Here is a 25901-nt window from a genome sequence, read left to right on the forward strand (position 1 = left end):
AAGTTAAACAACCATTTAATAAATAAAATATTAATTATTATGAAGAAGTTAGTTTTAACAGCAGCGTTTACATTAGTCGGAGTAATCGCAGTATCAGCTCAGACGGACAGTACACAACAGAACCCGTCTCAAACCCAAAATCCTAATAACCAAACGACAACTCAACCTCAGCAGGGTACACAGGCCACTTCGGATTGGAACGCCAATTCCGCCGGAACGGCCCAAACTCAGAATACCAATGCAGCTTCTACCACAGATGCGGCAGCAGCAACCACTGCCACTGATGCTTCAGCCAGTGTAACTGCAGATCCAAATGCAGATGCTACCAAACCTAATGACGAAGCGACTAAAGAAGAAAAGAAATCTAAAAAGAAAAAGTCGAAGTAAGTATTTAAATTAGTAAAGTAGAAATGGAATCCTGAAATTTTATATTTCAGGATTTTTATTCCCGGCTTTATAATGTAATTTGTCTTAATTTATTATAAATCAAGTTAAAACATTTTTATAAAGTATCCTTTGTACGATTATTGTACATAGTATAACACACCACTTTAAATCATTAATATTATGAAAAATTTAATTTTAGCGACAGCATTCGCAATGTTTGGTACGATCGCAGTATCGGCACAAACGACTCCACAGAAGACATCAACTGATAGTATGAGAACAGATACTACCAGAAACAAAGACATGAATAACGGAACTACCGGAACAATGAATAACGGTACTAACAATTCCAACAACAATTGGGATAAATCTAAAACCGATACCGCCGCCAACTGGAAAAACAGAGATGCCACCACGGGCGATAGAAAAATGAAAAAGAAAAATAAGTAGATAATGTAAAGGAAATCCTGAAAATTTTTTTCAGGATTTTTTATTTTTAGTGTCAAAGAATATATTCATCTATAATTTCAAAAGTGTTCTTTATATTTAAGATGTAATAAATTATGATAGTATTCCGTCTCAGAAGCAAATATTCTGAATGAGCCGGAACATCACAGTAGTAATCTTATAATACAACTAAAAAAAGCGTTGAATCATCAACGCTTTCTCCTTTCACTTTTTACTTTTATCCCATTTATATCCCGGGAACAGGTTATGAAAAAAGGTCAGGAAAATTTCCCAACCTTGTATTTTATACGACTCCCTGTGCTAGCATAGCTTCTGCTACTTTCACGAAACCGGCGATATTTGCACCTTTCACGTAGTTTACATAGCCGTCTTCTTCTTTACCGTAGTCTCTGCACGCTTTATGAATTCCGATCATAATCTCTTTCAGTCTGGCGTCAACTTCTTCAGAAGTCCAGTTCAGACGGATAGAATTTTGAGTCATTTCAAGACCTGAAGTTGCTACCCCTCCTGCGTTGGAAGCTTTCCCCGGAGAAAATAGCACTTTATTGTCAAGGAAATAATTAATAGCATCTAAAGTTGATGGCATGTTCGCCGCTTCCGTTACGCAAACACATCCGTTTTCAACAAGCTGTTTGGCATCTTCAAGATCAAGCTCGTTTTGAGTAGCAGAAGGAATGGCAACATCACACTTTACTTCCCAAGGACGCTTTCCTGCAAAAAACTGTGCAGACGGATATTTTTTAGCATAATCTTCAGCTCTGTTGTTTCCTGAAGATCTTAGTTCTAATAAATAATCGATTTTCTCCCCGTCTATTCCGTCTTTATCATAAATATATCCATCAGGTCCGGAAATCGTTACTACTTTTCCGCCAAGCTCAGATACTTTTTTAATTACGCCCCATGCAACGTTTCCAAAACCTGAAACCGTTACGATTTTATCTTTAAACGTTTGTCCGATGGTCTTAAGCATCTGTTCTGCAAAGTACACCACGCCATATCCAGTAGCTTCAGGACGAATCAATGAACCACCATAAGCAAGACCTTTACCGGTAAGTACTCCGGTAAATTCATTTCTGATTTTTTTATACTGCCCGAACAGATAACCGATTTCTCTTGCACCTACTCCGATATCTCCTGCAGGAACGTCAGTTTCAGGACCAACGTGCTTACACAGTTCTGTCATGAAGGCCTGGCAGAAACGCATTACCTCCATATCAGATTTTCCTTGCGGATCGAAATCTGAACCTCCTTTTCCACCTCCCATCGGTAGCGTGGTAAGAGAGTTTTTGAATACCTGCTCGAATGCTAAGAATTTAAGAACCGAAAGATTTACGGTAGGATGAAAACGGATTCCGCCTTTATATGGTCCGATAGCAGAGTTCATCTGAATTCTGAAACCTCTGTTTACCTGGATTTCTCCTTTATCGTCAACCCACGGAACTCTGAAGATGATGATTCTTTCTGCTTCCGCCATTCTTTCAAGAAGTTTCATGCCCGTATATTCCTTCTTAGTCATGATAAACGGAATTACTGTAACAGCAACTTCTTTTACGGCTTGTAAAAATTCTGGCTCATTAGGGTTTTTGGCCTCAATTTTTGCTATAAACTCTTGGATTTTCTGGTCAATATTATATTGTTCCATATATTAGGGTTGAATATTATTGCCAACAAATTTAATTTTTTTTTCAAGATTCACAACACCTTAATGAATGATTGTTGAAAGTTTAATAATATAAACACTTAATATTATTAAGTTGATAATTTATACGGTAATTTTATTAAAAATTAAATGTTATGTTTAAAATAATGCAATATTAAGAAATGGTTAAATCTTATATTGCTACAAATTGTCTCCCTGAAAGTGATTTTACTTTCCCCAAAAGCTCCAAATCCAGAATTACGGGTAAAATTTTATGAGAAGCGAGTCCTGTCTTCTCTATAAGATCATCTAAAGAAATCTGTGGATGATCTGATATAAAGTTTAATATGAATTGCTGGTTTTCAGTTAATTGAATGTTGATTTTACTTCTGGAAAACAGCTCATCCATTTTTACTTTAGGCTTTTTAAGTCCTAAATAATCAATCAGGTCTTTAATCGTAGAAATAGGCGCGGCTTTGTTTTGAAAAACGAGATGATTGCAGCCCTGGCTCTGTTTATCGGTAATCTTTCCGGGTAATGCAAAAACCTCGCGATTGTACTGATTGGCAAAAGTTGCAGTGCTTACCGATCCTCCGCCAAAAGCGGTTTCTACAACAATGGTTGCAGGAGATATGCCTGCTACAATTCTGTTTCTCTGAATAAAATTCTCACGGTCGGGTTTGCGGGAAGAATTAAATTCGGTAAATAAGGCACCGCCTTCTTCCAGTATTTTTTCGGAAAGTTTTCGGTTTTTTGAAGGATAAATGATATGAAAACCGTGCGCAAGAACTGCTGCTGTCTGAATTCCTTTCTGAAGAGACTGTTCATGAACCTCCTTATCGACACCCAAAGCCAGCCCGCTCACAGAAATATAATTGCAGGAATAGGTTTCTTCAAAAAAATCATGGAGAAACTGTTGTCCGTAAGAAGTCATATTTCTTGTTCCGACAATACTTAGCCGTTGTTTTTGATCATCAAAACTTCCTTTCTGGTAAAGAATTGCGGGAGCATCGTTACATTCGTTGAGCAGGGAAGGAAGGTCACCAAGATGTCTGAGGTTAATTTTGATCTTGTTCTTTTCGCAGAATTTCAGTTCAGCTTCAGCAAATTTCAGATGCCCGGGGTTTCCGATGTCGGCAACCATTTTATATCCTAAGCCGTCAATGCGTTTGTATTCTTTCCTTGTGTGCAGCCATGCATTTTTCGCACTTCCGAAAGCACGCACAAGCTTGTAAAAATTGATGTCACCGATTAAATTGCATTCGCGGAGCGCGATAGAATAGAGATGTTCTTCAGAATACATTTGTGTTGTTTTGACAAATGTATTGAATTTAGCTTTAATTTTTAGCAGGACATTTAATCTAAAATTATTTTCCTCTTAACTCATCCAAATGTTTCCAGATGTCATCTTTCTTTTTATAAGGAAGCTCCATGAAATCTTCAGGGTGGTTTTGTTTATATTCCTGCCATAATTTATCATCTTTTTCACTGTAATAGTTAGGAAACTCCCAGATATATCTTTTCTTTTTCTCGCCTACTTTTTTAAACATGAAAGCGAGGATTACTCCTATTACAGCACCTGCAATATGTGCCTGCCATGCAATTTTGCTCGGTTCCTGGAGGTTGTAGAACAACTCTTCCGGCAGCATGCCCCATACAAGGCTTCCATAATACAATACGACAAGTAATGAGATGGTAAGCAGTTTTATATTCCATTTAAAAATACCGCTGAAAAACAGGAAAAAGGCAAGAACATACACGACACCACTTGCTCCGATAGTACAGGTATAAAGATAATCCCCGGTCATAATATCAATTGGCGGCAGCAGCCACACCAGAAGACCCGTAGCCAGCCAGCCCAGAATAAATACTTTATTGGCCACAAGCGGATAAAACTGATACAGAAGAAACATCAGGATCGCAATAGGAATAGAATTTCCTACAATATGATCCAGATTACCATGCAATAGAGGAGAGGTGATGATTCCCAGAAGGCCTTCCGGCAGTAATGGAATGATCGCTCCGAAGCAACTTTCAAAAAAGCCCTGAAGCTGAAGAAAATATCCCAGCCACATGGCTGAAAGCATCAGCAATGGATTTACAATAGCTTTTTTAGAAATTACATTGTTTTTTAGCATGCAGAATATATGTCAAATGAAAAGCCAATGATAAATTTCGGAAAATTTGGCGATGAATAAGAATCTTTATTTTTTATTTCAGACAAAAAGTAATTTTTTAAAAAAGATCTTTTTTTTAAAGGATCGTATCTGTCATTAATCTTAAGCTGTATATTTAATGATGAAAAGTCTTAGATTTAACGTTGTGTTGAGAGTTCATCAAATTTATATTTAATATTTTTGTTTGGAATTTTGTATAATGAAACCCTGAACTCATGAAGAAGTTTTTATTAATTCTTTCCTTTTCTGCAGGAATTTTTATCAATGCGCAGGTAATTCTTGACACTGCTTCTATTAAGGTAGATACTATCAAACACTGGTCTGTATTAGGTAAGCAGTCTTTAATGATTAATCAGGCAGCCTTTTCCAACTGGGTAGGCGGTGGCGCCAATAATATAGGCTGGCTTTTGGGAGCCGACTATAATATCAGGTATGAGAACGATAAAGATCTATGGGAGAATATTATCCTTTTAAATTACGGACAAAACGATACGCAGGGTATTGGAGTAAGAAAGACTCAGGACGTAATTAATGTTTCTACCAATTACGGACGAAAAGTCTCCAAAAGCTGGTATCTTTCGGTGGGGGCAGGCTTACAGTCTCAGTTTTCCACAGGTTATGAGGATGGAAATAATCCTGAAGCAAAGAAAATTTCCAATTTCATGGCTCCCGGTTATCTGAATGTCGGGATGGGGATCACTTACAGGCCCAATGATAATGTGAATGTTACTTTACGGCCATCCAATGCCAGGTGGACCTTTGTTCTGGATGAGGATCTTCAGACCGAAGGAACATACGGATTGAAAGCTGACGGGGATGATACTCTACTGCAATACGGTTTTCTCGGCACGGCTTTATATAAATTCAAATTGATGGAGAATGTAAACGTTACCAATACTGCGTCTGTTTTCTCCAATTATCTGGACCATCCTGATAGATTGGTTCTCGCCTATGGAATGATATTAAATTTGAAGGTTAATAAATTCATTTCCTCAAATATTACGGTGGATTTGATGTATGACCATAATCAGATTAAAAAAACACAGCTCAAACAAACACTTGGGGTAGGCTTTGCTTATACGCTGGATAACGGGGTTAAACGTTCTGACCGAAAAGACAGCCAGTGGTGGATTAAAAAATAGTAAACTAAAACGATAGGGGCGGGCTTTAGCCCGCTTTTTTTAAAGCAATCGGGGCTTTAGCCAAATGACAAACAAAAAAGCACTCCAAATATGAAGTGCTTTACTATTATCAATTATATATTACTAAAATTCTATATCAACTTCCAGTTTCTCGGCCAAAAGCTTAGAAATTTTTTCTTTCAAAGGCTCAATGTCTATATTCTGCATCGCATCGTTTGCGAAAGCGTACAGCAATAAAGCCTGAGCTTCTTTTTTGGAAATACCTCTTGCTCTTAAGTAGAACAGGGCATCTTCGTTCAGCTGTCCTACGGTACATCCGTGAGAGCACTTCACATCATCTGCAAAAATCTCCAGCTGAGGTTTTGTATCAATGATTGCACCTTCGCTCAGCAATACATTATTGTTCTGCTGGTACGCATTGGTTTTCTGGGCAATTTTGTCTACAAATACTTTTCCGTTGAATACCCCGTGAGATTTCCCGTTAAAAATACCTTTGTAGTTCTGATAACTTTCACAGTTCGGGAAATTGTGGTGAACCGCCGTGTGATGGTCTACCAGCTGATCTTTTCCGATAATGGTAATCCCGTTCATAAACGAATTGATATTGGATCCGTTATGAATAAAATCAAGGTTGTTTCTTACCAGTTTTCCTCCGAAAGAAAAAGTATTTACGGTTGTTAAGCTGTCTTTTTCCTGTCTTGCAAAAGTATTGTCAATGAGATACGAAGTATCGTTATCATTCTGAAGCTTGTGCCAGTCTGCTTTTGCATTCGGATATGTGAAAATTTCCGTTACCGAATTCGTCAGCACGTAGGTGCTGTCATAATTATGATGGCTTTCAATGATCTCTACTTTCGCGCCTTCTTCTACAATTAAAAGATTTCTTGTATTATAGAAGGTGTTTTCTTCCTGATTCTGAGAAATGTAGAAAATATGAATCGGTTTTTCAATTATTACATTTTTAGGAACCTTTAAAAAGAAACCATACTTGCAGTAAGCCTGATTTAAATTGGTAAAAGCAGATTTATCAGCAGCGATTGTATTAAAGTATTTCTCAAAAACATCTCTGTGCTTTTCGTCATTCAATGCATAATTGAATGAAAGAAACTCAACATTTTCAATAGAGACTTTTGATAATTCTTTATGAAGCTTACCGTTTACGAAAGTAATCCAGTCGAAATTTTCTTCGCCCAAATGCAGCTGATCCAGCTGTTCCTTGGTGATATTGTGGCTTTCTTTCGGGAAAAAGTTGTAAGCTTTTTCCGTAATCTCTTTTAAACTGGTATATTTATATTCTTCGTCTTTTTTTGTCGGAAAACCTGCTCTTTCAAACCTTTGAAGAGCTGCTTTTCGATCTTCGTCCATAAATCTGTGACGAAGGCTTTCCAAAAATTCGTTATGATTTTCTGTAATCTGTTCTTTTAATGCCATTACTGGTATATCTGTGGTTTGCACCATTTTTGTTTTTTTGTTTGGCTGAGTTGTTCAACTAAGAGATGAATCTCCGAATTCTTTATCTTTTAATTAATTTAAAAGCCAGTCGTACCCTTTTTCTTCCAGTTCCAGCGCAAGCGATTTATCACCTGTTTTGATGATTTTTCCGTTGGCTAATACATGAACAAAATCAGGCTGGATATAATTAAGCAATCTCTGATAATGGGTAATCAGAAGAACTGCATTTCCTTCATTTTTAAAGGCATTTACACCGTCTGCAACAATTCTTAATGCATCAATATCTAATCCGGAATCGGTTTCATCAAGAATGGCCAGTTTCGGATTCAGCATCATCATCTGGAAGATTTCGTTTCTTTTCTTTTCACCGCCGGAAAAGCCTTCATTAAGTGATCTTGAAAGAAAGTCTTTTTTAATGCCCAATTTTTCAGATTTCTCACGAATCATTGAAAGCATTTCTTTGGCCGGCATTTCTCCCAATCCGTTTGCTTTTCTGTTTTCGTTCATTGCTGCTTTGATGAAGTTGGTTACAGAAACCCCCGGAATTTCTACCGGATACTGGAAAGAAAGGAAAATCCCTTTGTGTGCTCTTTCCTCAGGAGCATCTTCAATGATGTTTTCACCCCCGAAAAGGATTTCTCCGTCTGTAACTTCGTAATCTTCTTTTCCTGCGATTACGGAAGAGAGGGTGGATTTTCCGGCTCCGTTCGGTCCCATGATGGCATGAACTTCACCTGGTTTTATCTCAAGATTAATTCCTTTTAAAATTTCTGCGCCGTCTTCAATTCTGGCGTGCAAGTTTTTTATCTCTAACATACGTTTAAATTTATCGCAAGGCTAGACTAAGATTTTTAATCTTCCTTTGCTTTTCTAGGATAAACAAAGGCGCTAACGCTTATCAATGAAATACAATTCTTTTTTTATTTTTAAACATTAAGAATTTAAGTTTAAAGTCTTAATGCATCATTTTTTTTAAGCAAACCAATAAAATTGATTTTAAATTAAGTTGATTAAGCTATTGCTGTAAATTTAACTTAATTTCTTAATGTTTAAAGAAGGCTATCCTACAGAACCTTCCAAAGAAATCTCCAGTAATTTCTGGGCTTCAATGGCAAATTCCATCGGCAGTTTATTTAAAACTTCTTTACTGAAACCGTTTACGATCAAAGCAATTGCTCTTTCTGTGTCAATTCCTCTCTGGTTACAGTAGAAAATCTGGTCTTCCCCAATTTTTGAAGTTGTAGCTTCATGCTCCAATTGTGCAGAAGGGTCTTTGATTTCAATATATGGGAATGTATGTGCTCCACATTCATTGCCCATTAACAGAGAATCACATTGCGAAAAGTTTCTGGCTCCCTTTGCAGAGGGCATTACTTTCACCAGACCTCTGTATGAATTCTGAGATTTTCCGGCAGAAATACCTTTCGAAATAATCGTAGACCTTGTATTCTTACCGATGTGGATCATTTTCGTACCGGTATCTGCATACTGGTGATTGTTGGTTACTGCAATAGAATAGAATTCACCGATAGATCCGTCTCCTTTCAGAATACATGAAGGGTATTTCCAAGTTACCGCAGAACCTGTTTCCACCTGTGTCCATGAGATTTTTGCATTCTTTTCACAAAGCCCTCTTTTCGTTACAAAATTGAATACTCCTCCTTTTCCTTCTTCATTTCCCGGGTACCAATTCTGTACGGTAGAATATTTAATTTCAGCATTGTCTAATGCAATAAGCTCAACAACGGCCGCGTGAAGCTGGTTTTCATCTCTTGAGGGAGCGGTACATCCTTCCAGATAAGAAACATAACTTCCTTCGTCAGCAATTACCAGGGTTCTTTCAAACTGGCCTGTTCCTGCCTGGTTAATTCGGAAGTAGGTGGAAAGCTCCATCGGGCATCGTACGCCTTTAGGAATATAGCAGAAGCTTCCGTCAGAGAATACTGCGGAATTTAAAGCTGCATAGAAGTTGTCTCCTCTCGGAACTACTTTCCCAAGATATTTTCTTACCAGATCCGGGTGATTTTTGATCGCTTCTGAAATGGAGCAGAAAATAATTCCTTTTTCCATCAGCGTGTCCTGGAAAGTTGTTTTCACGGAAACAGAGTCCATTACTATGTCTACGGCAACACCGGAGAGTCTTTTCTGCTCTTCGATGTTGATACCCAATTTTTCAAAAGTTTTGATCAATTCCGGATCTACCTCATCAAGACTTGCCAGTTCTGGTTTTACCTTTGGAGCGGCGTAATATTTAATAGCCTGGAAATCCGGCTTTTCATATTTAATATTGGCCCATTCCGGCTCAACCATTTTAAGCCAGATTCTGAAAGACTCCAGACGCCATTCCGTCATCCATTCCGGTTCTTCTTTCTTTGCAGAAATAGCGCGGATGATATCTTCATTCAAACCGGTAGGAAAATCTTCGTAATCGATTTTCGTTTCCCAGCCGAATTCGTATTTTTTATTTTCTAAATCGACGCGTAAATCGTCTTCAGTATATTTATTCATTATTTTTTATTAAGATTTCGAAAGCCGCGTTTACATTAAACTACAGTTTCAATGTCTTGTTCTATAAAGAAAAACTTTCTCCGCATCCGCATGTTCGGGATGCATTAGGATTGTTAAAAACAAATCCTTTTCCGTTTAAACCTCCTGAATATTCAAGAGTTGTTCCTGCAAGATAGAGGATTGATTTTTTATCAACAACAATTTTAATGTTATTGTCTTCGAAAATTTGATCAGTGTCCGTTTTTTGGTTGTCAAACCTCAAAACATATTCTAAACCAGAACATCCTCCGCTTTTTACCCCTACTCTTATATAGTCTTCAACAGGGTTAAAGCCTTCCTCTGTCATCAGTTGGACGGCTTTTGCCTTTGCTTGATCTGATACTTTTATCATTGTATTTATTTAGAATGATTTAATAATGCAAAAATACGAACAATAATTAGTATATAAAAATTAGCAATTTTATTTTATCGATTTTTATTATTGATGGCTTTAACTTTGCAAAGATTTTAAAATCCAAACTACAAATTTACCTTAATGAAAAAACTAGGCATTATTGCATTATCATTATTTATGCAGACTGTTTTTGCACAGACCAACAGATTTGTGTACCAGGTTACCATGAAGCCGGATGCATCCAATAAAAGTGATATTAAAACAGAAAATGCATATCTCGATATTTCCCAGGAAAAGTCGGTATTCTATTCTGAAAACAGGATTAAGAGAGATTCTGTAATACAGGCTGCCATACAGAGTGGAGGCGCAAGAGGTTTTAACAGGGATCAGATGCAAAATCTGAGATCTAATATCAATTACTCTGTAGAAAAAGATAAAAAAAGTCAGAAGACTATATTTAAGGACAGGATAGGGAGAGATGTTTACACGTATGAAGAAGACCGGCCAATCAGCTGGAAAATATTTCCTGAGACCACAAAAATAGGAGAGTATAAGGTACAAAAAGCTGAAACTGATTTTGGAGGAAGAAAATGGACTGCATGGTTCACTACAGATTTACCTTATCAGGACGGGCCTTACAAATTCGGAGGGCTTCCGGGGCTTATCGTAAAAGTGGAAGATGATAAAGGAGAATATTCTTTCGATCTGATGAAAAATTATAAAATTGCTGATTTTCCTACATTAAATCAGTTCGGAAATACTATTAAAGTAAAAAGAACCGACTACATTAAGCAGCAGAAAAAATTCATGGAAGATCCTATGGCTTTCATGTCACAAGGTGGCGGAGCAATGAGAATCGGTGGCGGTAACCGTGGAGGCGGCGGAAATCCTGCAGAAATGCGAAAGAGGATGGAAGATCGAGTGAAAGAAGAGGCTAAGAAAAACAGTAATCCAATCGAATTGCAATAAAAATAACCCTGAAGACTTATTCTTCAGGGTTATTTTTAGTAGTTATTTATTGATTTCCTTTTAAGATTTAACAAATCATCTTAAAAGTTGGTTGAAGGTATCGCCCTGTCTGATATCTCCGGTGTTGTATCCTTTCATAAACCATTCTTTACGCTGTGCGGAAGAACCGTGGGTAAAGCTTTCCTGATTTACATAGCCCTGAGATCTTTTCTGTATATTATCATCTCCTACAGCTTCTGCTGCATCAATCGCAGACTGAATGTCTCCTGGTTCCAGAATATGCTTTTCTGCATCCGTCCTTTTAGCCCAAAGTCCTGCATAAAAATCTGCCTGTAATTCTGTTGCTACGGAAATCCTGTTCATTTCTGCTTCGCTGTATTGTCCGCTTCTTCGCATTTCGTCTACTTTTTGTGTAGTTCCCAAAAGGGTCTGAACATGATGGCCGACTTCGTGCGCAAGTACATAGGCTACTGTAAATTCTGTTACTTCTGCTCCGAATCGCTTCTGCAGTTCATTAAAGAAGCTCATATCCATATATACAGATTGATCTGCCGGGCAATAAAAAGGTCCCATTGCTGCCTGTGCAGTTCCGCAGCCGGATCGTGTTGTGCTTTCAAAAAGTACGATTTTCGGAGGTTCGTAGGTCATCCCATTTTCAGTAAAAACCTGCTCCCAGGTAATGGTGTTCCATTTTCCCATCATGTCTACCATTTCTCCGATTTTTCTTTCTTCCGCTGAGAGTTCTCTCTGCTCGGTTTGTGCTGTACCGGAACTGTTTCCGGAAGAAAGTATGGAAGAAGGGTCTCCTCCCAGAAAAAAAACGATGGCAGCAATAATCAAAGTTCCCAATCCGCCTCCTACAACGGCTCCGCCGCCTAGTCCACGCCTGTCTTCCACGTTGCCGCCTCTGTCGTCAGTCCATCTCATAGTTGTATTATTTTGTGATATATAAATTTAGAAATTTAAAATCTAATTTCTTTTATAGATGGGCAACTATTTTTAGCAATTATCGGTTGAGCTGGTTTTTCTTCAGCCAGTACGAGGTCGACTGATATGCTGAAATAGCCTGTTCGACAAGTTTTTTATTCTGAAGGTTTCCTTTCAGATATTTTTCATCATAATAGAGATTGAATTCCGGAGAAAGGTTGTTTTTTTGCTGTGTTAACGCATATTGCTTAATTTTTTTAACCGGCGAAATAATGGTTAAATAATTATCTTTTATCAAACCTAAATCTTCATAAGTTGCCACATAAGCTTTAGGCTGAAACTCTTTCGAGAACACGTCCTGTCCTAAAAATTTAGTCTGATAATTAAAATTAAGAAGTCCTAAAACCGTAGGCATCACATCAATCTGCGACATGGTTTGTGTAAATTTCTGAGGCTGAATAAATCCTTCCGAAAAGATCATTGCAGGAATTTTGTATTTATCCATCGGAAGTTCCGTATCTCCTGCGCTTGAGGCACAATGGTCGGCAATAATAACAAAAACCGTATTGGGATACCAATCCTGTTTTTTAGCCATTTCAAAGAATTTTCTGAGAGAATAATCGGTATATTTTACGCCGCCCTCCCGTGATTTTGCATCTCCCGGAATATCAATTTTTCCGTTAGGATAGGTAAAGGGACGGTGATTGGAAACCGTCATCCAGTGATTAAAAAACGGTTTCCCGGATTTTGCTTCGGCATTCATAGTCTGAATTGCTTTTTTCGCCATATCTTCATCTGCTACGCCCCAAACGTTGGCAAAGGAGATTTCTTCCGGCTTGAAATTATTTCTGTCAATAATATCGTAGCCGTTTCCTTCATAGAAGTCTTTCATATTGTCGAAGTAGCTGTAACCGCCATACAGGAATTTTACATCATAGCCTTTTGATTTGAAAACACTTCCTGTGGTGAATTTGTTTTTATTGTTTTCCCGTTTAATAATGCTCTCTCCCGCGGTCGGCGGAATGCAGAGCGTAAGTGCTTCAAGACCGCGAACGGTTCTGTTGCCTGTAGCATACAGATTGGTAAACATCAGAGACTTATCTGCGAGGCTGTCCAGGAAAGGAGTAATTTTCTGCGTATTTCCATAATGCGCCATAAAATCTGCGGATAAACTTTCAATGGAAATCAAAACCACATTTTTCTTTAATTCCGGTTCTTCGGGCTGGATCGTTCTTTTTAAAACTGGCTGTGCGTATTGGCTTAGGAAAGTATTTTCTGCAACTTGCTGGTTGATCTGAGGATAAAACTGAAAATAATCAAGCTCATTATGCGTAAATGCCCAGTAAAATTTTGGCAATCCGTTCGCCTCGATTTCGTCTTCAAAGACATTATTGGATTTTAATTTTGTGGTAAAACTTAATCCCAGAAGACTTACCGCTGCCAAAATGCAGAACGAAGCTAATAAAATGCCTTTCTGTTTTAGGTTTGGAAGAAATAAAAGTTCTGTTTTGGTCTTTTTATAAATAAAAACTGTAAACGCTGTAGCAACAGCAAATATCGTCAGAAACAAAGGAACGACAGGATAACTTTCCATGATGTTTCCGATAACTTCGTTGGTGTAGATCAGGTAATCTACTGCGATGAAATTATACCGCAATCCAAATTCATTATAAAAGAAATATTCGCTTACGGCATTAAAAATGATAAGCAGGACATACAGGAAAACAGTAATGAAATACATCGTATTTCTGATCTTTACGCGTTTTTCCGGCAGAAAAAGCATAAGACCGAATATAATGATCTTCAGTCCTGTAAATGCCAATGCTATTTCAGCAGCTGATCCGCCATACTGTTTGAAAATATTGTCGGGTATGAGAAGAATGTATAAAAAGAAAGCAGCCAACAAGCCCAGAATAATATATCCGTAAGGTTTCTGATATTTCGAGTTGGATAAAAACAGAAAATAAACAGCCAGAAAAGGACAGGTCAGGATGAATACAAAAATATCATTCAGAATTCCGATCATCAGTATTTTAATTACCTGCAAAAAACTGAAATCTACGGTTGTAATAGGATGAAATATGAATATCATTCTCACTATAAATGAGATTGTCAGATAAAAAATACCTAAGTATAGAAAGGGTTTAATCTTTTGAATAAACATCATTTATTAATTAAACGTTAATTCCTGCAAATGTAGCTATTGAATGTAATTTTTCAATATAAAATCTTAAAATTTAGGAATATTTGTAAAATTTATAATTATTTAAAATAACATTAAGAATCTGCTATTATCGTTGGCTGCTATTTTATTTACATTGATAAAAAAGAGGACTGTCGGTAAACAGTCCTCAATATTTAAAAAGATGTAAGCTTATTTATGAATGTCCAAATCCTATATTTCCCTTTTTTCCGGATAGATTTTTTTTGAAATCGATCATTCTTAATGCGGTAACTGCTGCTTCAACGCCTTTATTGCCCAGATCTCCGCCGCTTCTCGCGATGGATTGTTCTTTGGTGTCGTCGGTAAGAACGCAGAAAATAGTCGGTGTGTCTGTAAGTATATTACAGTCTTTGATTCCCTGGGCAACCGCTGAACACACGTAATCAAAATGAGGCGTTTCTCCACGGATTACACAGCCGATAGAAATTACGGCATCATATTTACGTTCTTTACAAAGCTGCATGCTCGCATAGTTCAGTTCAAAAGCACCCGGAACCGGGAAAAGCTTGATGTTTTCAGGCTTAACACCTTCTTTTTGAAGGATTTCTAATGCTGCGTCGCGAAGATTGTAGGTTACAAAATCATTCCACTCAGAAAAAACAATGCCGATAGAAAATTCATCGGCATTGGTTATATGAAGTGGCTTATAATCAGAAAGATTAACTGTTGCCATTTTTTAGTAATATTTAGTCATTTCAATATAAGAATCAGACATTCCGTTGTCGTAGTCCTGATATTTTTCGTCAATTGCAGCAAAATATTTTTTAGCATCGGCTTTTTTGTTTAATCCTAAAGCCAGAATACCTGCTTTTCTTGTGAAGTAATAGGTTGTATACGGATCGTCTGAAGCAGAAGCTGCCTTATCCAGCAATTGCAATGCGTCATCATTTTTATTAAGACCCGATTGTGCATCTGCCATCGCACCGAATTTCATTGCCATCAACGTTTTGTTGTCTGATGAAAATTTATCCAAAAGATCGTATGCTTCCTGGAATTTCCCTTCCTTAAACTTAAGGATTCCGGCATTATAAGCAGAAAGCTTACCAACATTGGTTGCAGAATATTCATTATACGTTCCTAAGAAACCGGGATTTGCAGCAGATTTACCGCCAAGTGCCTCTTTTTCTTTTCCTTCAGTAAGATTTTTCTGAGCGGCAAGGAAACTTTTTACAGCTTCAGCATTTTTAGGAGTCACTACGAACTGCTTATAAGCGAAGAATCCCAGAACGCCTAAAACAAGCACCCCGAAAACAATACCCAATGGTTTTGAATATCTTTCTATAAATCTTTCGGTGTTTAAAGCTTCTCTGTCAAGATCTTTAAAAAACTCTACTGTTTCTTTACCTTCTTGCTCGTTTTGAGCATTCTTTGTAATTTTTGCCATAAATTGTTAAAAATTGAAATGCAAATTTAATTGTTTCTGAATGATTTACAAAATACTTTGTGCGTATTGTTGATTTTTATTTAATCAAAGGAAGTAAATGTGAGTTGTCAGTTGTTATTTGATTAAAAAAATGCTCCGACAAGCTTAGCGTGACAGCACTGGCAATTTACCATTATAGTAATACATACAGTATTAGAAGTGTCATGCTGAACTTGTAGAAGCATCAATATTTTGAATTAATATTCTAATATATGATATACCTCCGCATTGAATTTTTTTAATTTTTCTTCTCCTTTCAGATCTTTTAAACCAATCAGAAAGCTGAATTGGGAAACAGTTGCTCCCTGTTTTTCGACGAGTTTTGCCGCTGCTTCCGTTGTTCCTCCGGTCGCCAGCAGATCGTCATGGATAAGGACTTTTTGTCCCGGTTTTATCTGTCCGTCCCGGGTTTCAATGACAGCACTTCCGTACTCAAGGTCATATTTTTCTGAAATGACAGGCGGAGGAAGTTTCCCGGATTTTCTTATTAAAATAAAAGGAACTTCAAGGGCGACAGCGATGGCAATCCCGAAAAGATAGCCTCGGCTCTCGATCCCGCAGACTGCATCTACTTTCCCCTTGCTAAATGCTACGAGGTCTGCAATGACATCTTCATACAATTTAGGATCTAAAAAAATAGGAGAAATGTCCTTAAACTGTATTCCTGGAATCGGAAAATCAGGAACATTTTCTATCGTTTCTTCCAGTCTCCTGATGAGTTCTTGTGAAGCCATTATTCTAAGGGTTGATTTTATAGCTGGAAATTTTCCATTCGCCGTTTACATTTTTTAATCCGAAAGTTGCCTTTAAAGAAGTTGTTCTTCCGTTTTTGTCAGTAACGTCGTAGGTGGCATTTACGCTTGCGACGTTGGTATTGGAAAGATTCGTGGTGATATTTTTTACGCTCACGGTTTTCACGGATCCGAAACCTGAAGTAGGATTGGAGAACGATTCGTAGCTTCCCCAGCTTGGATTGCTGGAAGAGTTGTAGGCAGCTTTTAAGTTTTGAGAGCTTACATTGTTTAAAAATCCTGAAACCACGTTCTTAGGATCTGCAGCCGGTTGTTTTGGCGTTGCCGGGGTTGCTGGTGCTGCATTTGGGTCTGTGGATGGTACTGTCGCACCAGGATTATTCGGATCGATCACAGCAGGATCCTGACTTACAGCCATTGAGTCTACTACCACCGGAGCCGGTACCTTCAGTAATGAAGGGTTTACATCTAACCCTATTTTTGTCATCTTGAACGTTTTAGCTGTTGTTTTTACCGATACTGTGATGTCAATTTTATTATCAACGACTTTAGCTGCAGGGATAGATGAGAATTTTAAATTAAATCCTTTAAAATTATTATCCTGCATCAGGTTTTTGGCTGTAGAAAGCTTTACCCCATTGCTGAAAACCTCAAGAGTAGCTTCCAATCCTGCTCCTGTAAAAGAAACGGGGTTTCCGGCATTATCCACAAGTCGGGGAACAATCTGTATAGCGGTTGGTGAGCCTGTCCCGTCGTCACCCGTTGGTCGTGTAGTAATGCTGAGTGAGTTGGCCTTTACGTCGTTAGGATCACTTTCTTTTGCTTTATCGTCACCGAAAATATTCATTTCACCTAATGAAGGAGGTGCATTACTGGCCCATTCGATACCGTTTTTCTGCGCTACCTGGTCTGCCATAGCCATGATCTCAGGAACTTTTTTACCATTAATCAGCTGGCCCAGCGCTTTTAATTCTGCAACATCACCATCGGCTTCCACTCCGAAGGTCTTTAAAATATAAAGTGCTTCATTAAACTTAATCTGTTTAATGGTTGGAAGACTCGCCGTCATATCATTGATGCTCGACTGTAAAGTTTTCGTGTTGGTGGCATCTACCGAATCTTTTTTGCATGCTGTAAAAAGCAACAAACTGAGAATTAGCAGAAAAGACAACTTTTTCATTTTTTTCCGTTTGCCACAAATTTAGTAAAACGTTTATTAATAGAGGATTTTATTTTATATTTTGTTTTTCTTTTAAATCATCTTTGAAAAATGAACTGAAAACGGACTGCATATTCGGGAAATCCGGACTTTCCCAATAATTTGTGGAGTAGCCGCTGTTTTTAATGTCAAATTTATTTTTTTCTGTATCATTTTCGTTTTTAAAATCTAACTCTGTAGGATAGAAGTTTCTGTAAACAATTAGCTGGTTGTATTCGGGTTCACTTTTGTGTTTCAATTTTAGAAAAGCAATTTCATTATATTCTAATAAATCTCTAAGTGTTTTTGAGGTATCTTTCCCGTAGGCAGCGTTGATAATTGTTCTTACATCAAAGAACCGATATCCGAAAAGCGCAAATTCTTTTTCCTGTAATGCTTCACCGGTGATCTCGATCTGATCTTTCTGCTGGCCTTTAAGTTCTTTAATTACAGAATTCTTTTTCTTGTACTCCAAAATATTTCCAACTTCTTTCATTTCAGGAAGTCTCAGCATTGCCTGATAATCCCACATTCCGGTTTGTTTTTTCTCGAAAGTTGCGTCTTCCAGCCTGAAAATACGGTATTGTTCTACATTAGCTGATTTCAGCTTTTTTGTTTTGTTATCGAAAATATAGGTAACGATTCCGTCTGTGTAGCAATTAAGTTTATTATTAACGGTAACATAGGCATTGAAGTTCCCTTTTACAGAAATGTATTTTGCAGGCTTATTATTTTTAATGACAACCGCCTCGATATCTTTTATACGATCATTAATTTTAATGATATCCTGATTAAAATCTGAATAAGACAGGGTTGCTACTGAAATATTATCATACACCAGCTGGAATTTTTCCTTGTCGGGTTTTATTAAGTTTTTGTCGATCTTGCCGTCAATATCTGAATAGGCAACAATGCTTCCGTCTTTTCCGAATACAGAAACTTTGGGAAGAGGTTTGTTTGTTTTTTCAGAAATGAAAGTAACGGTTTGTGCATTAAAATGAAATGCTAATGTCAAAAGTAATAATAGGAGACTTTTCTTCATGGTTAATTTTATTAATAATTAAAATCTGACTTTTACCTATAAGACAACAAAAATTAAAAAAGGTTGCATGAAATTTTATTTTTTTTGAATTAAAACAAAAAAGACTGATCATTACAATCAGTCTTTTAGTTTTATCTTATTATAAATTCCTTAGAAAGGATATTCATAAATTTCAGATTCGTGTAGGTAAGGGTTTCCTGTAGGGATTAATTTAAGTTTAGATAATGCTGAAAGCACGGTAAACATAAACAATCCAACTACGAACAGGATTGCTCCTACGATTAATAAGAATACTTCAGGAGTTTTCCAGTATGGTCCTACTGTTCCAGGCATTACCATGTTGAAGTAATCTAAAATGTGTCCGAAGATCACTACTACAGCCATCGTTGTAACAACTTTATAGTTTCTCTTGATGCTGCTGCTCACTAATACCAATAGCGGTAATAAGAAGTTTACAATAAGCATTGGTAAGAAAGTAGGAGAGTAGTGCTGGAATCTTCCGAAGAAGTAATTAACCTCTTCCGGAATGTTTGCATACCAATATAGCATGAACTGTGCAAACCATGTATATGTCCAAAGCATACTTGTAGCGAAAAGGAATACTCCTAAATCATGTAAGTGGTTATCATTGAACTGCGGAAGGAATCCGTTTTTCTTTAAATAAACACTTAGCAGGATAATAACCGCGATACCACTTGATAGACAGCTTACCATAGAATACCAGATATACATGGTAGAGTACCAGTGAGGATCAATAGACATCAACCAGTCCCAAGCCCAAGCAGCAGAAGCAAATCCGAAGAATGCGATATATCCTACTGCCCATCTGTAAAGCATTTGATAATCTACCTTTGATTTGGTTTCATCTACTTTTTTAGACTGAGCCTTTAGTTTCCAAGCAAAGAAAGAAGCACCTAGTACATAGATGAATGTTCTTACGGCATAGAAAGGTATGTTTAAGAAAATTCTTTTTTCAAATAAGATCACATCAAAATGAGCAGAATTCGGGTCTGTCAATTCAGGGTCCATCCAGTGGAAGAGGTGCCCTTGGTGAGTGATGTTTAAAAGCATCAGGATGATTAAGATAGCACCACCATAAGGGATATAAGAAGCAATAGCTTCCATTACTCTTGTAATGATGATCGGCCATCCTGCATGTGCAGCATGCTGAATAGAATAAAAGAATAATACGCAGCAGCTTACTCCGAAGAAAAATACAGCTACAAAATGTATTGCCGCTAAAGGCTGGTTGTGTACCTGAAGAGTCGCGTGCTCCAGATGAGCAGCGTGATCCTGAGGACCAACCATTTCACTAGAATGTGTAGGAGCAGTATGACCAGAAGCATTAACAGCTTCCATCATGTGTTCTATTTTCTCAGCAGTGATTCCTTTATTTAAGAAGAAACCAATACCAAACAGAACTAAACCTACAACAAGAAGGATTATAGAAGTTGATTTTAATTTTGGTGAAAAACTATACATTTCTTTTCTTATTTTTTAGTTTCGGTAGTCTTAGTTTCAGTTGTTGCCGGTGCCGGTGTCGCAGTAGCCGTAGCTGCCGGTGTTGCGGCGGCCGGTGCAGCTGCTCCTTTTTTGAAGGCATTCATCACATACATAGCCACTCTCCATCTGTCTCCAGCGTTTAGTTGCCCTGCATAAGATCCCATAGCATTTCTACCGTTTGTGATTACATAATGAACAGATCCTACAGTAATTTCTCTGTCGGCATAGTTTGGTACACCGGAAAATGCTCCGGACTGTACGATAGGGCCCTGTCCGTCTCCACCTACACCATGACAAGCCGCACAGGTATGTTCAAATAATATTTTTCCTCTTTCCAGATCCTTTGCAGCGTTTGCAGGATTTAAAGGAGAAGCGGTCATACTTTTTGAGGCATCATATCCGGCATTGTACTCGTCAACAGTTTTGGGAAGTAATCCTTCTTCAAAAATACCGTCTTTATTCTGAGGAACAGATCCTTCTACAGGAGTAAGGCCTGTTGCTCCGTTATTTTTTACAAAAGCAGGAATTTCATTTTCATGATCAGAATAAGCATCCTGAGCTTTCATTAATGGATCGTAAGCTACAGGAAAATACATGTCCGGGAAATATACCAGGGGTGTATTTTCTTTCGGTCCGCAAGAGTTAAGTAAAACTGTTGTTAAACCTAAAACTGCTGTAATTTTTAATACATTCTTTTTCATTTTAAGCATCTTTAACAGTTATTTCTTCAACTCCGGTTTCAATAAGCAACTGCTTTACAGATTCTACATCATCAGTTACAAATTCCATCATAAATTTATCGTCCGTTGTTCTCGGGTCCGGGTTTTGTGCAGGCGCTCCGGGATACATTTTGTTTCTTACCAGGAAAGTTAATGACATCATGTGCGCTGCGCAGAATACCATAAGCTCGAACATTGGCACTACGAATGCAGGCATGTTATGTCCCCAGTCGAAAGCTGGTTTACCACCAATATTCTGAGGCCAGTCATGATTCATTACATACCAGGTTAAGGTAGCACCGATCGTAACTCCGTAAAGAGCGTAAAGAAATGCGGCATCAGAAATTCTTGTTTTCTTTAACCCTAAAGCTTTATCTAGCCCGTGAACCGGAAACGGAGTGTAAACTTCGTTGATTGCGATTCCTTTATCGTTGAATGCTTTAACGCCGTTCATTAAATCGTCGTCGTCAGCATAAAGTCCGTATACAATTTTAGTGGTGCTCATCTCCTTCTTTTGCTTTATAAGTTTCACCTGAGATTTTCAAAATCGATTTTAATTCTGCCTGTGCAATTACAGGGAATGTTCTTGCATATAATAAGAATAATACAGAGAAGAATCCGATTGTTCCTAAATATACGCCCACATCAATGATCGTTGGCTTAAACATGGTCCAAGAACCAGGTAAGTAATCTCTTGAAAGGTTGATTACGATGATATCGAAACGCTCAAACCACATACCGATGTTGATGATTAATGCAATAATAAAAGTCGCAATAATATTTGTTCTTACTTTCTTGAACCAGAATAATGCAGGAATAATAAGGTTACAAGTGATTAACGCCCAGAAAGCCCACCAGTAAGGTCCCACAGCAGCACCAGGAGAAAGATAAGTAAAGTCTTCAAATCTTGAGCCGGAATACCATCCGATAAAATATTCAGTGGCATAAGCTACCGTTACCATACCTCCTGTTAAGATGATTACGATGTTCATAATTTCAATATGATACATAGTGATGTAATCTTCAAGGTGACAAACTTTTCTTGCTACTAACAATAGGGTCTGTACCATTGCAAATCCTGAGAAGATCGCACCGGCAACGAAGTAAGGAGGATAGATTGTAGAGTGCCATCCTTTAATAACCGAAGTTGCGAAGTCAAAGGATACGGTGGTGTGTACCGAGAATACAAGCGGCGTTGCCAACCCTGCAAGAACCAAAGAAAGCTCTTCGAATCTCTGCCAGTGTTTTGCTTTACCTCCCCATCCGAATGCAAGGAATGTATAAATTTTCTTAGTCCAAGGCGTTTTAGCTCTGTCTCTGATCATTGCAAAGTCAGGGATAAGACCCATGAACCAGAATACTGTAGATACCGAGAAATATGTAGAGATTGCAAATACGTCCCAAAGTAGAGGCGAGTTGAAGTTCCCCCAAAGAGAACCGAACTGGTTTGGTAAAGGGAATACCCAATATCCTACCCAAACTCTACCCATGTGAATTACCGGGAAGATTGCTGCCTGTACTACCGCGAAGATCGTCATTGCCTCTGCAGATCTGTTTACAGACATTCTCCATCTCTGTCTAAATAATAATAATACCGCTGAGATTAGGGTTCCGGCGTGACCGATACCTACCCACCATACGAAGTTGGTAATATCCCAACCCCAGTTAATAGTTCTGTTAAGCCCCCATGCTCCAATACCTGTTCCGATAGTATAAGCGATACACCCAAATCCATAGATGAATAGAACCAAGGCTGCATATAATGAGATCCACCATAATTTCCCTGCTCTTTCTTCGATAGGTCGTGCAATATCTTCCGTGATATCGTGATAAGTTTTGTGACCAATAATCAGAGGTTCCCTTATCGGAGCTTCGTAATGTCCTGACATTTTTTACCTATTTATTATTTAAACTTTATTTTTCTACTCTGTTTCTTACTTTAGTATGATAGAACACGTTTGGTTTGGTTCCGATCTCTTCAAGTAAATAATATCTTCTGTTGCCAGCATATAATTTTCTGACTTCAGATGCTTTATCATTCATGTCTCCGAACTGGATAGATCCTGTAGTACAAGCTTTTGAACAAGCTGTCTGGAATTCTCCGTCTTTTACGATTCTATTCTCCTTTTTAGCCTCTAGAATAGTAGTCTGAGTCATCTGGATACATAAAGAACATTTCTCCATTACCCCTCTTGTTCTTACAACTACGTCTGGGTTCAATACCATTCTTCCAAGATCGTTGTTCATGTTGAAATCGAACTTGTCATTCAGGTTATAAGTAAACCAGTTGAAACGTCTTACTTTGTACGGACAGTTGTTTGCACAATATCTTGTACCGATACATCTGTTGTAAGCCATATGGTTTTGTCCCTGAGAACCGTGAGATGTAGCCGCTACCGGACATACCGTTTCACAAGGTGCATGATTACAGTGCTGACACATTACAGGCTGGAAGATCACGTCAGGATTATCAGCAGGGTGGTTCAATGCACCTCCGTCACCGAATGCAGTACCGTATAATTCAGGAACTGCCATTCCTTCTTTTAATCCCTCATATACCTCCACTTTCTGTCTTGAAGAATAATAACGGTCGATTCTTAACCAATACATATCTCTTGACATTCTGATCTCTTCTTTTCCTACTACAGGAACGTTGTTCTCTGCCTGGCAGGCGATGATACATGATCCACAACCTGTACAAGAGTTTAAGTCGATAGACATGTTGAAGTGAGGTCCGTCCGTATCATCAAAAGCATCCCAAAGGTCAATCTTTCTTGCCGGAAGTGCTCCGCTGATGGTGTGATATTCCAAAGGCTTATTCCATCCTTTGTGTTCATCATCAAATGCTACGTTTAAGAAATCTGCCAAAGGAACTTCTTTAGCAATTTCATAACGTCCCATTAATGTATTCTGAAGCTGGATCCCTGCGAATTCATGATCTTCACCTGTTTTTTCTAATTTAACATTAGATACCACTAGGTTAGATCCATCGAATAAAGGATATGCATTTACTCCTGTGTCGGCTGTAGCTCCTGAATTTTTCTTACCGTATCCAAGCGCAAGACCTACTGATCCTTCTGCCTGTCCCGGCTGAATGAATACAGGAACATCTTTTATAGTAACTCCGTTTACCGTAAGGTTTACGATAGAACCGTCCAGCTGCATTCTTGCATTAAGATCGTTTTCTATACCTAATCTTTCCGCATCTTTCGGAGAAATTGTCAGGTAGTTATCCCAAGACATTCTTGTGATAGGATCCGGTAATTCCTGAAGCCAAGGGTTGTTGGCCTGAGTACCGTCTCCCATTGCTGTTTTGGTGTATAATACCAATTCTAAATCAGAAGCTTTGAAGCTTCCTAATTCAGCAACTGCCTGAGCGGCATTTCCTCCTGCGTAAGATAATGCTGTAGCATTTACAGAAGTATTGAATCCGTTATATAAAGCTTTGTTGAATGAAGTTCCTCCTAGTACGGAAGATGCATTCGCTTTCAAATAATCGTAGTAGTTGTTGGCAGCATTGTTCTTTCCATTTTTCCAAACCAATAAAGATTCTTCAATCTGTCTTGATTTGTAGATTTTCTGGATGGTTGGCTGCATTAATGAATATACTCCTGTCTGAGGCTCTATATCTCCCCAAGACTCAAGCCAGTTGGCTACAGGAATTACAGCTTTCGCTGCTTTGTACATTTCATTTTTCTTATCAGCAACAGCAATAACGTAAGGAACTTTTGCTAAAGATTTTTTGAAATCTTCTCCTTTGTGATAAGAATAAATAGGATCTACATTATTGGCGATCAATACGCCAACCTGACCTGCACTTACCCATCCAAGGAATTCCTGGAATCTTGCTTTGTCAAATTCTTTTAATAGGTTTGCTTTACCTGTGAAAGCTGTAGAAGCAAGCTTTTGGTTGATAAGGTGTGCTAAAACCTGAGCTCCTTTCGAACCGTCTGCGAAAACCACCGCTTTGTTTCCTTTAGCCTGTAGTTCTTTGGCAATTTCAGAAGCTGTTTTATCTGAAGTTCCGCCACCAACGATTGCATTGTATACTTCAACTAAAGTTTTGTTTACCTGGCTTGGCTTTAATCTTACTCTTGAATCTGCATTGGCTCCGGTTAATGACATGTTTGATTCCACCTGAATGTGTCTCAACATGTTTTGCCCCGGTTTTCTTGCAGCAGCGTAAGAAGATTCTAATCCTCCGCCGTTGTAATCTCCTAAGAAATCTGCTTGGAAAGAAACTACCAATTCAGTTCCTCTAAGGTCATAAACAGGTAATGCTCTTGTTCCGAAAACTTCCTGGGCTGCATCTAATGCTGCAGCGTAAGGATAGGCATCATATGTTACTAATTCTGCTGTAGGATATTTTGCTTTAAACTCAGCAAATAATTTTTTGAAAGTAGGTGAAGCAAAAGAATGTGATAATAACACGATTCTTTTTCCTGCCGCGTTAGCTTCTTCCAGTCCTTTAATAACGAAGCTGTCTACTTTATCGAAAGTTTCGTCTTTACCTTCAAATTTAGGTTGTTTTACTTTATCGTTATCATAAAGAGAAAGTACGCTAGCCTGCGCTCTTGCACTTGTTTTTCCCAAGTCTCCTGCTACAGGGTTTGGTTCGATTTTAATAGGTCTCCCTTCTCTCGTTTTTACTAAAACACTCGCAAAATCAAAACCATCGAAATATGTTGAAGCGTAATAGTTCGGAATCCCCGGAATGATGTCATGCGGCTTTACCACATAAGGAATCGTTTTGATTACCGGAGCTTCACATGCAGCTAATGTAACCGCTGCAGTAGAGAATCCTAATAGTTTTAAGAAATCTCTTCTTGAAGTACTGGATCCGTTCTTTTCAGCATCTCCAAGGAAATCTTCTACCGGAATTTCTTCCTGGAACTCTTTCTGAGCCAGCTTATTGTTTAAAGCCGGATCTTTAAGTTCGTGAATACTTCTAAATTGTATTTTGTTTGAAGCCATTTA

The 25901-nt window shown here is 38.1% G+C and carries 23 protein-coding genes; 4 read left to right on the top strand and 19 right to left on the bottom strand.

The window, feature by feature from the left end; translation table 11 throughout:
- The first annotated feature begins 39 nt into the window (after nucleotides 1-39).
- Together ACYT6F_RS06285 and ACYT6F_RS06290 are read left to right on the top strand one after the other, a co-directional pair.
- Nucleotides 40-387, top strand: coding sequence for a hypothetical protein (locus ACYT6F_RS06285; RefSeq protein ID WP_472600380.1), 348 nt, complete (start codon nucleotides 40-42; stop codon nucleotides 385-387).
- 180 nt (nucleotides 388-567) lie between these two features.
- Complete coding sequence (locus ACYT6F_RS06290; protein WP_472600381.1) at nucleotides 568-837, top strand: hypothetical protein; 270 nt, start codon at nucleotides 568-570, stop codon at nucleotides 835-837.
- A 301-nt stretch (nucleotides 838-1138) separates the two neighbouring features.
- On the opposite strand, the gene gdhA is transcribed toward ACYT6F_RS06290, so the two are convergent.
- From gdhA to ACYT6F_RS06305, 3 genes are all read right to left on the bottom strand, one after another.
- Nucleotides 1139-2497, bottom strand: a complete 1359-nt coding sequence (gdhA, locus tag ACYT6F_RS06295; protein WP_472600382.1) for an NADP-specific glutamate dehydrogenase — start codon at nucleotides 2495-2497, stop codon at nucleotides 1139-1141.
- 190 nt (nucleotides 2498-2687) lie between these two features.
- On the bottom strand, nucleotides 2688-3797 hold the full coding sequence (gene dprA / locus ACYT6F_RS06300; RefSeq protein ID WP_472600383.1) for a DNA-processing protein DprA: 1110 nt from the start codon (nucleotides 3795-3797) through the stop codon (nucleotides 2688-2690).
- A 64-nt stretch (nucleotides 3798-3861) separates the two neighbouring features.
- Nucleotides 3862-4632: a rhomboid family intramembrane serine protease gene (locus ACYT6F_RS06305; protein ID WP_472600384.1), complete on the bottom strand. Its 771-nt coding sequence runs from the start codon at nucleotides 4630-4632 to the stop codon at nucleotides 3862-3864.
- 254 nt (nucleotides 4633-4886) lie between these two features.
- On the opposite strand from ACYT6F_RS06305, the gene ACYT6F_RS06310 reads away from it, so the two are divergent.
- Complete coding sequence (locus ACYT6F_RS06310; RefSeq protein ID WP_472600385.1) at nucleotides 4887-5813, top strand: DUF3078 domain-containing protein; 927 nt, start codon at nucleotides 4887-4889, stop codon at nucleotides 5811-5813.
- A 123-nt stretch (nucleotides 5814-5936) separates the two neighbouring features.
- On the opposite strand, the gene sufD is transcribed toward ACYT6F_RS06310, so the two are convergent.
- The 4 genes from sufD to ACYT6F_RS06330 all read right to left on the bottom strand — a co-directional run bounded on the left by sufD (nucleotide 5937) and on the right by ACYT6F_RS06330 (nucleotide 10164).
- Nucleotides 5937-7244, bottom strand: a complete 1308-nt coding sequence (sufD, locus tag ACYT6F_RS06315; protein ID WP_472601101.1) for a Fe-S cluster assembly protein SufD — start codon at nucleotides 7242-7244, stop codon at nucleotides 5937-5939.
- Nucleotides 7245-7337: 93 nt separating this feature from the next.
- Nucleotides 7338-8081 carry a Fe-S cluster assembly ATPase SufC gene (gene sufC, locus ACYT6F_RS06320; protein WP_472600386.1) on the bottom strand — a complete coding sequence of 248 codons (744 nt, stop codon included), beginning with the start codon at nucleotides 8079-8081 and terminating at the stop codon, nucleotides 7338-7340.
- A 243-nt stretch (nucleotides 8082-8324) separates the two neighbouring features.
- Nucleotides 8325-9773, bottom strand: coding sequence for a Fe-S cluster assembly protein SufB (sufB, locus tag ACYT6F_RS06325; RefSeq protein WP_472600387.1), 1449 nt, complete (start codon nucleotides 9771-9773; stop codon nucleotides 8325-8327).
- A 61-nt stretch (nucleotides 9774-9834) separates the two neighbouring features.
- Nucleotides 9835-10164, bottom strand: coding sequence for a HesB/IscA family protein (locus ACYT6F_RS06330; protein ID WP_169231783.1), 330 nt, complete (start codon nucleotides 10162-10164; stop codon nucleotides 9835-9837).
- A gap of 144 nt (nucleotides 10165-10308) precedes the next feature.
- On the opposite strand from ACYT6F_RS06330, the gene ACYT6F_RS06335 reads away from it, so the two are divergent.
- Complete coding sequence (locus tag ACYT6F_RS06335; protein WP_472600388.1) at nucleotides 10309-11136, top strand: GLPGLI family protein; 828 nt, start codon at nucleotides 10309-10311, stop codon at nucleotides 11134-11136.
- Between the two features lie 75 nt (nucleotides 11137-11211).
- Here ACYT6F_RS06335 and ypfJ read toward each other — a convergent pair whose 3' ends face one another.
- The 12 genes from ypfJ to ACYT6F_RS06395 form a co-directional block, all read right to left on the bottom strand.
- Nucleotides 11212-12063 (bottom strand): KPN_02809 family neutral zinc metallopeptidase, encoded by an 852-nt coding sequence (ypfJ, locus tag ACYT6F_RS06340; protein ID WP_472600389.1) that lies wholly within the window; start codon nucleotides 12061-12063, stop codon nucleotides 11212-11214.
- Nucleotides 12064-12142: 79 nt separating this feature from the next.
- Nucleotides 12143-14227, bottom strand: coding sequence for an LTA synthase family protein (locus ACYT6F_RS06345; RefSeq protein WP_472601102.1), 2085 nt, complete (start codon nucleotides 14225-14227; stop codon nucleotides 12143-12145).
- 214 nt (nucleotides 14228-14441) lie between these two features.
- Nucleotides 14442-14960 carry a 6,7-dimethyl-8-ribityllumazine synthase gene (gene ribH, locus ACYT6F_RS06350; protein WP_472600390.1) on the bottom strand — a complete coding sequence of 173 codons (519 nt, stop codon included), beginning with the start codon at nucleotides 14958-14960 and terminating at the stop codon, nucleotides 14442-14444.
- 3 nt (nucleotides 14961-14963) lie between these two features.
- Nucleotides 14964-15671 (bottom strand): YfgM family protein, encoded by a 708-nt coding sequence (locus ACYT6F_RS06355; protein ID WP_472600391.1) that lies wholly within the window; start codon nucleotides 15669-15671, stop codon nucleotides 14964-14966.
- Between the two features lie 236 nt (nucleotides 15672-15907).
- On the bottom strand, nucleotides 15908-16444 hold the full coding sequence (locus ACYT6F_RS06360) for an adenine phosphoribosyltransferase (protein ID WP_472600392.1): 537 nt from the start codon (nucleotides 16442-16444) through the stop codon (nucleotides 15908-15910).
- A 4-nt stretch (nucleotides 16445-16448) separates the two neighbouring features.
- On the bottom strand, nucleotides 16449-17642 hold the full coding sequence (locus tag ACYT6F_RS06365) for a hypothetical protein (protein WP_472600393.1): 1194 nt from the start codon (nucleotides 17640-17642) through the stop codon (nucleotides 16449-16451).
- 49 nt (nucleotides 17643-17691) lie between these two features.
- Nucleotides 17692-18702, bottom strand: coding sequence for a hypothetical protein (locus tag ACYT6F_RS06370; RefSeq protein WP_472600394.1), 1011 nt, complete (start codon nucleotides 18700-18702; stop codon nucleotides 17692-17694).
- A 150-nt stretch (nucleotides 18703-18852) separates the two neighbouring features.
- Nucleotides 18853-20184, bottom strand: coding sequence for a quinol:cytochrome C oxidoreductase (locus ACYT6F_RS06375; protein ID WP_472600395.1), 1332 nt, complete (start codon nucleotides 20182-20184; stop codon nucleotides 18853-18855).
- Between the two features lie 8 nt (nucleotides 20185-20192).
- Complete coding sequence (locus tag ACYT6F_RS06380; RefSeq protein ID WP_472600396.1) at nucleotides 20193-20915, bottom strand: c-type cytochrome; 723 nt, start codon at nucleotides 20913-20915, stop codon at nucleotides 20193-20195.
- Complete coding sequence (locus tag ACYT6F_RS06385; RefSeq protein ID WP_066435200.1) at nucleotides 20908-21429, bottom strand: DUF3341 domain-containing protein; 522 nt, start codon at nucleotides 21427-21429, stop codon at nucleotides 20908-20910. The genes ACYT6F_RS06380 and ACYT6F_RS06385 overlap by 8 nt, the downstream gene beginning before the upstream one ends.
- Nucleotides 21416-22813 carry an NrfD/PsrC family molybdoenzyme membrane anchor subunit gene (gene nrfD, locus ACYT6F_RS06390; RefSeq protein WP_169231793.1) on the bottom strand — a complete coding sequence of 466 codons (1398 nt, stop codon included), beginning with the start codon at nucleotides 22811-22813 and terminating at the stop codon, nucleotides 21416-21418. The genes ACYT6F_RS06385 and nrfD overlap by 14 nt, the downstream gene beginning before the upstream one ends.
- 25 nt (nucleotides 22814-22838) lie before the next feature.
- On the bottom strand, nucleotides 22839-25898 hold the full coding sequence (locus tag ACYT6F_RS06395; protein ID WP_472600397.1) for a TAT-variant-translocated molybdopterin oxidoreductase: 3060 nt from the start codon (nucleotides 25896-25898) through the stop codon (nucleotides 22839-22841).
- Nucleotides 25899-25901: the final 3 nt, after the last annotated feature.

This window comes from Chryseobacterium sp. NG-CE01, assembly GCF_055695505.1.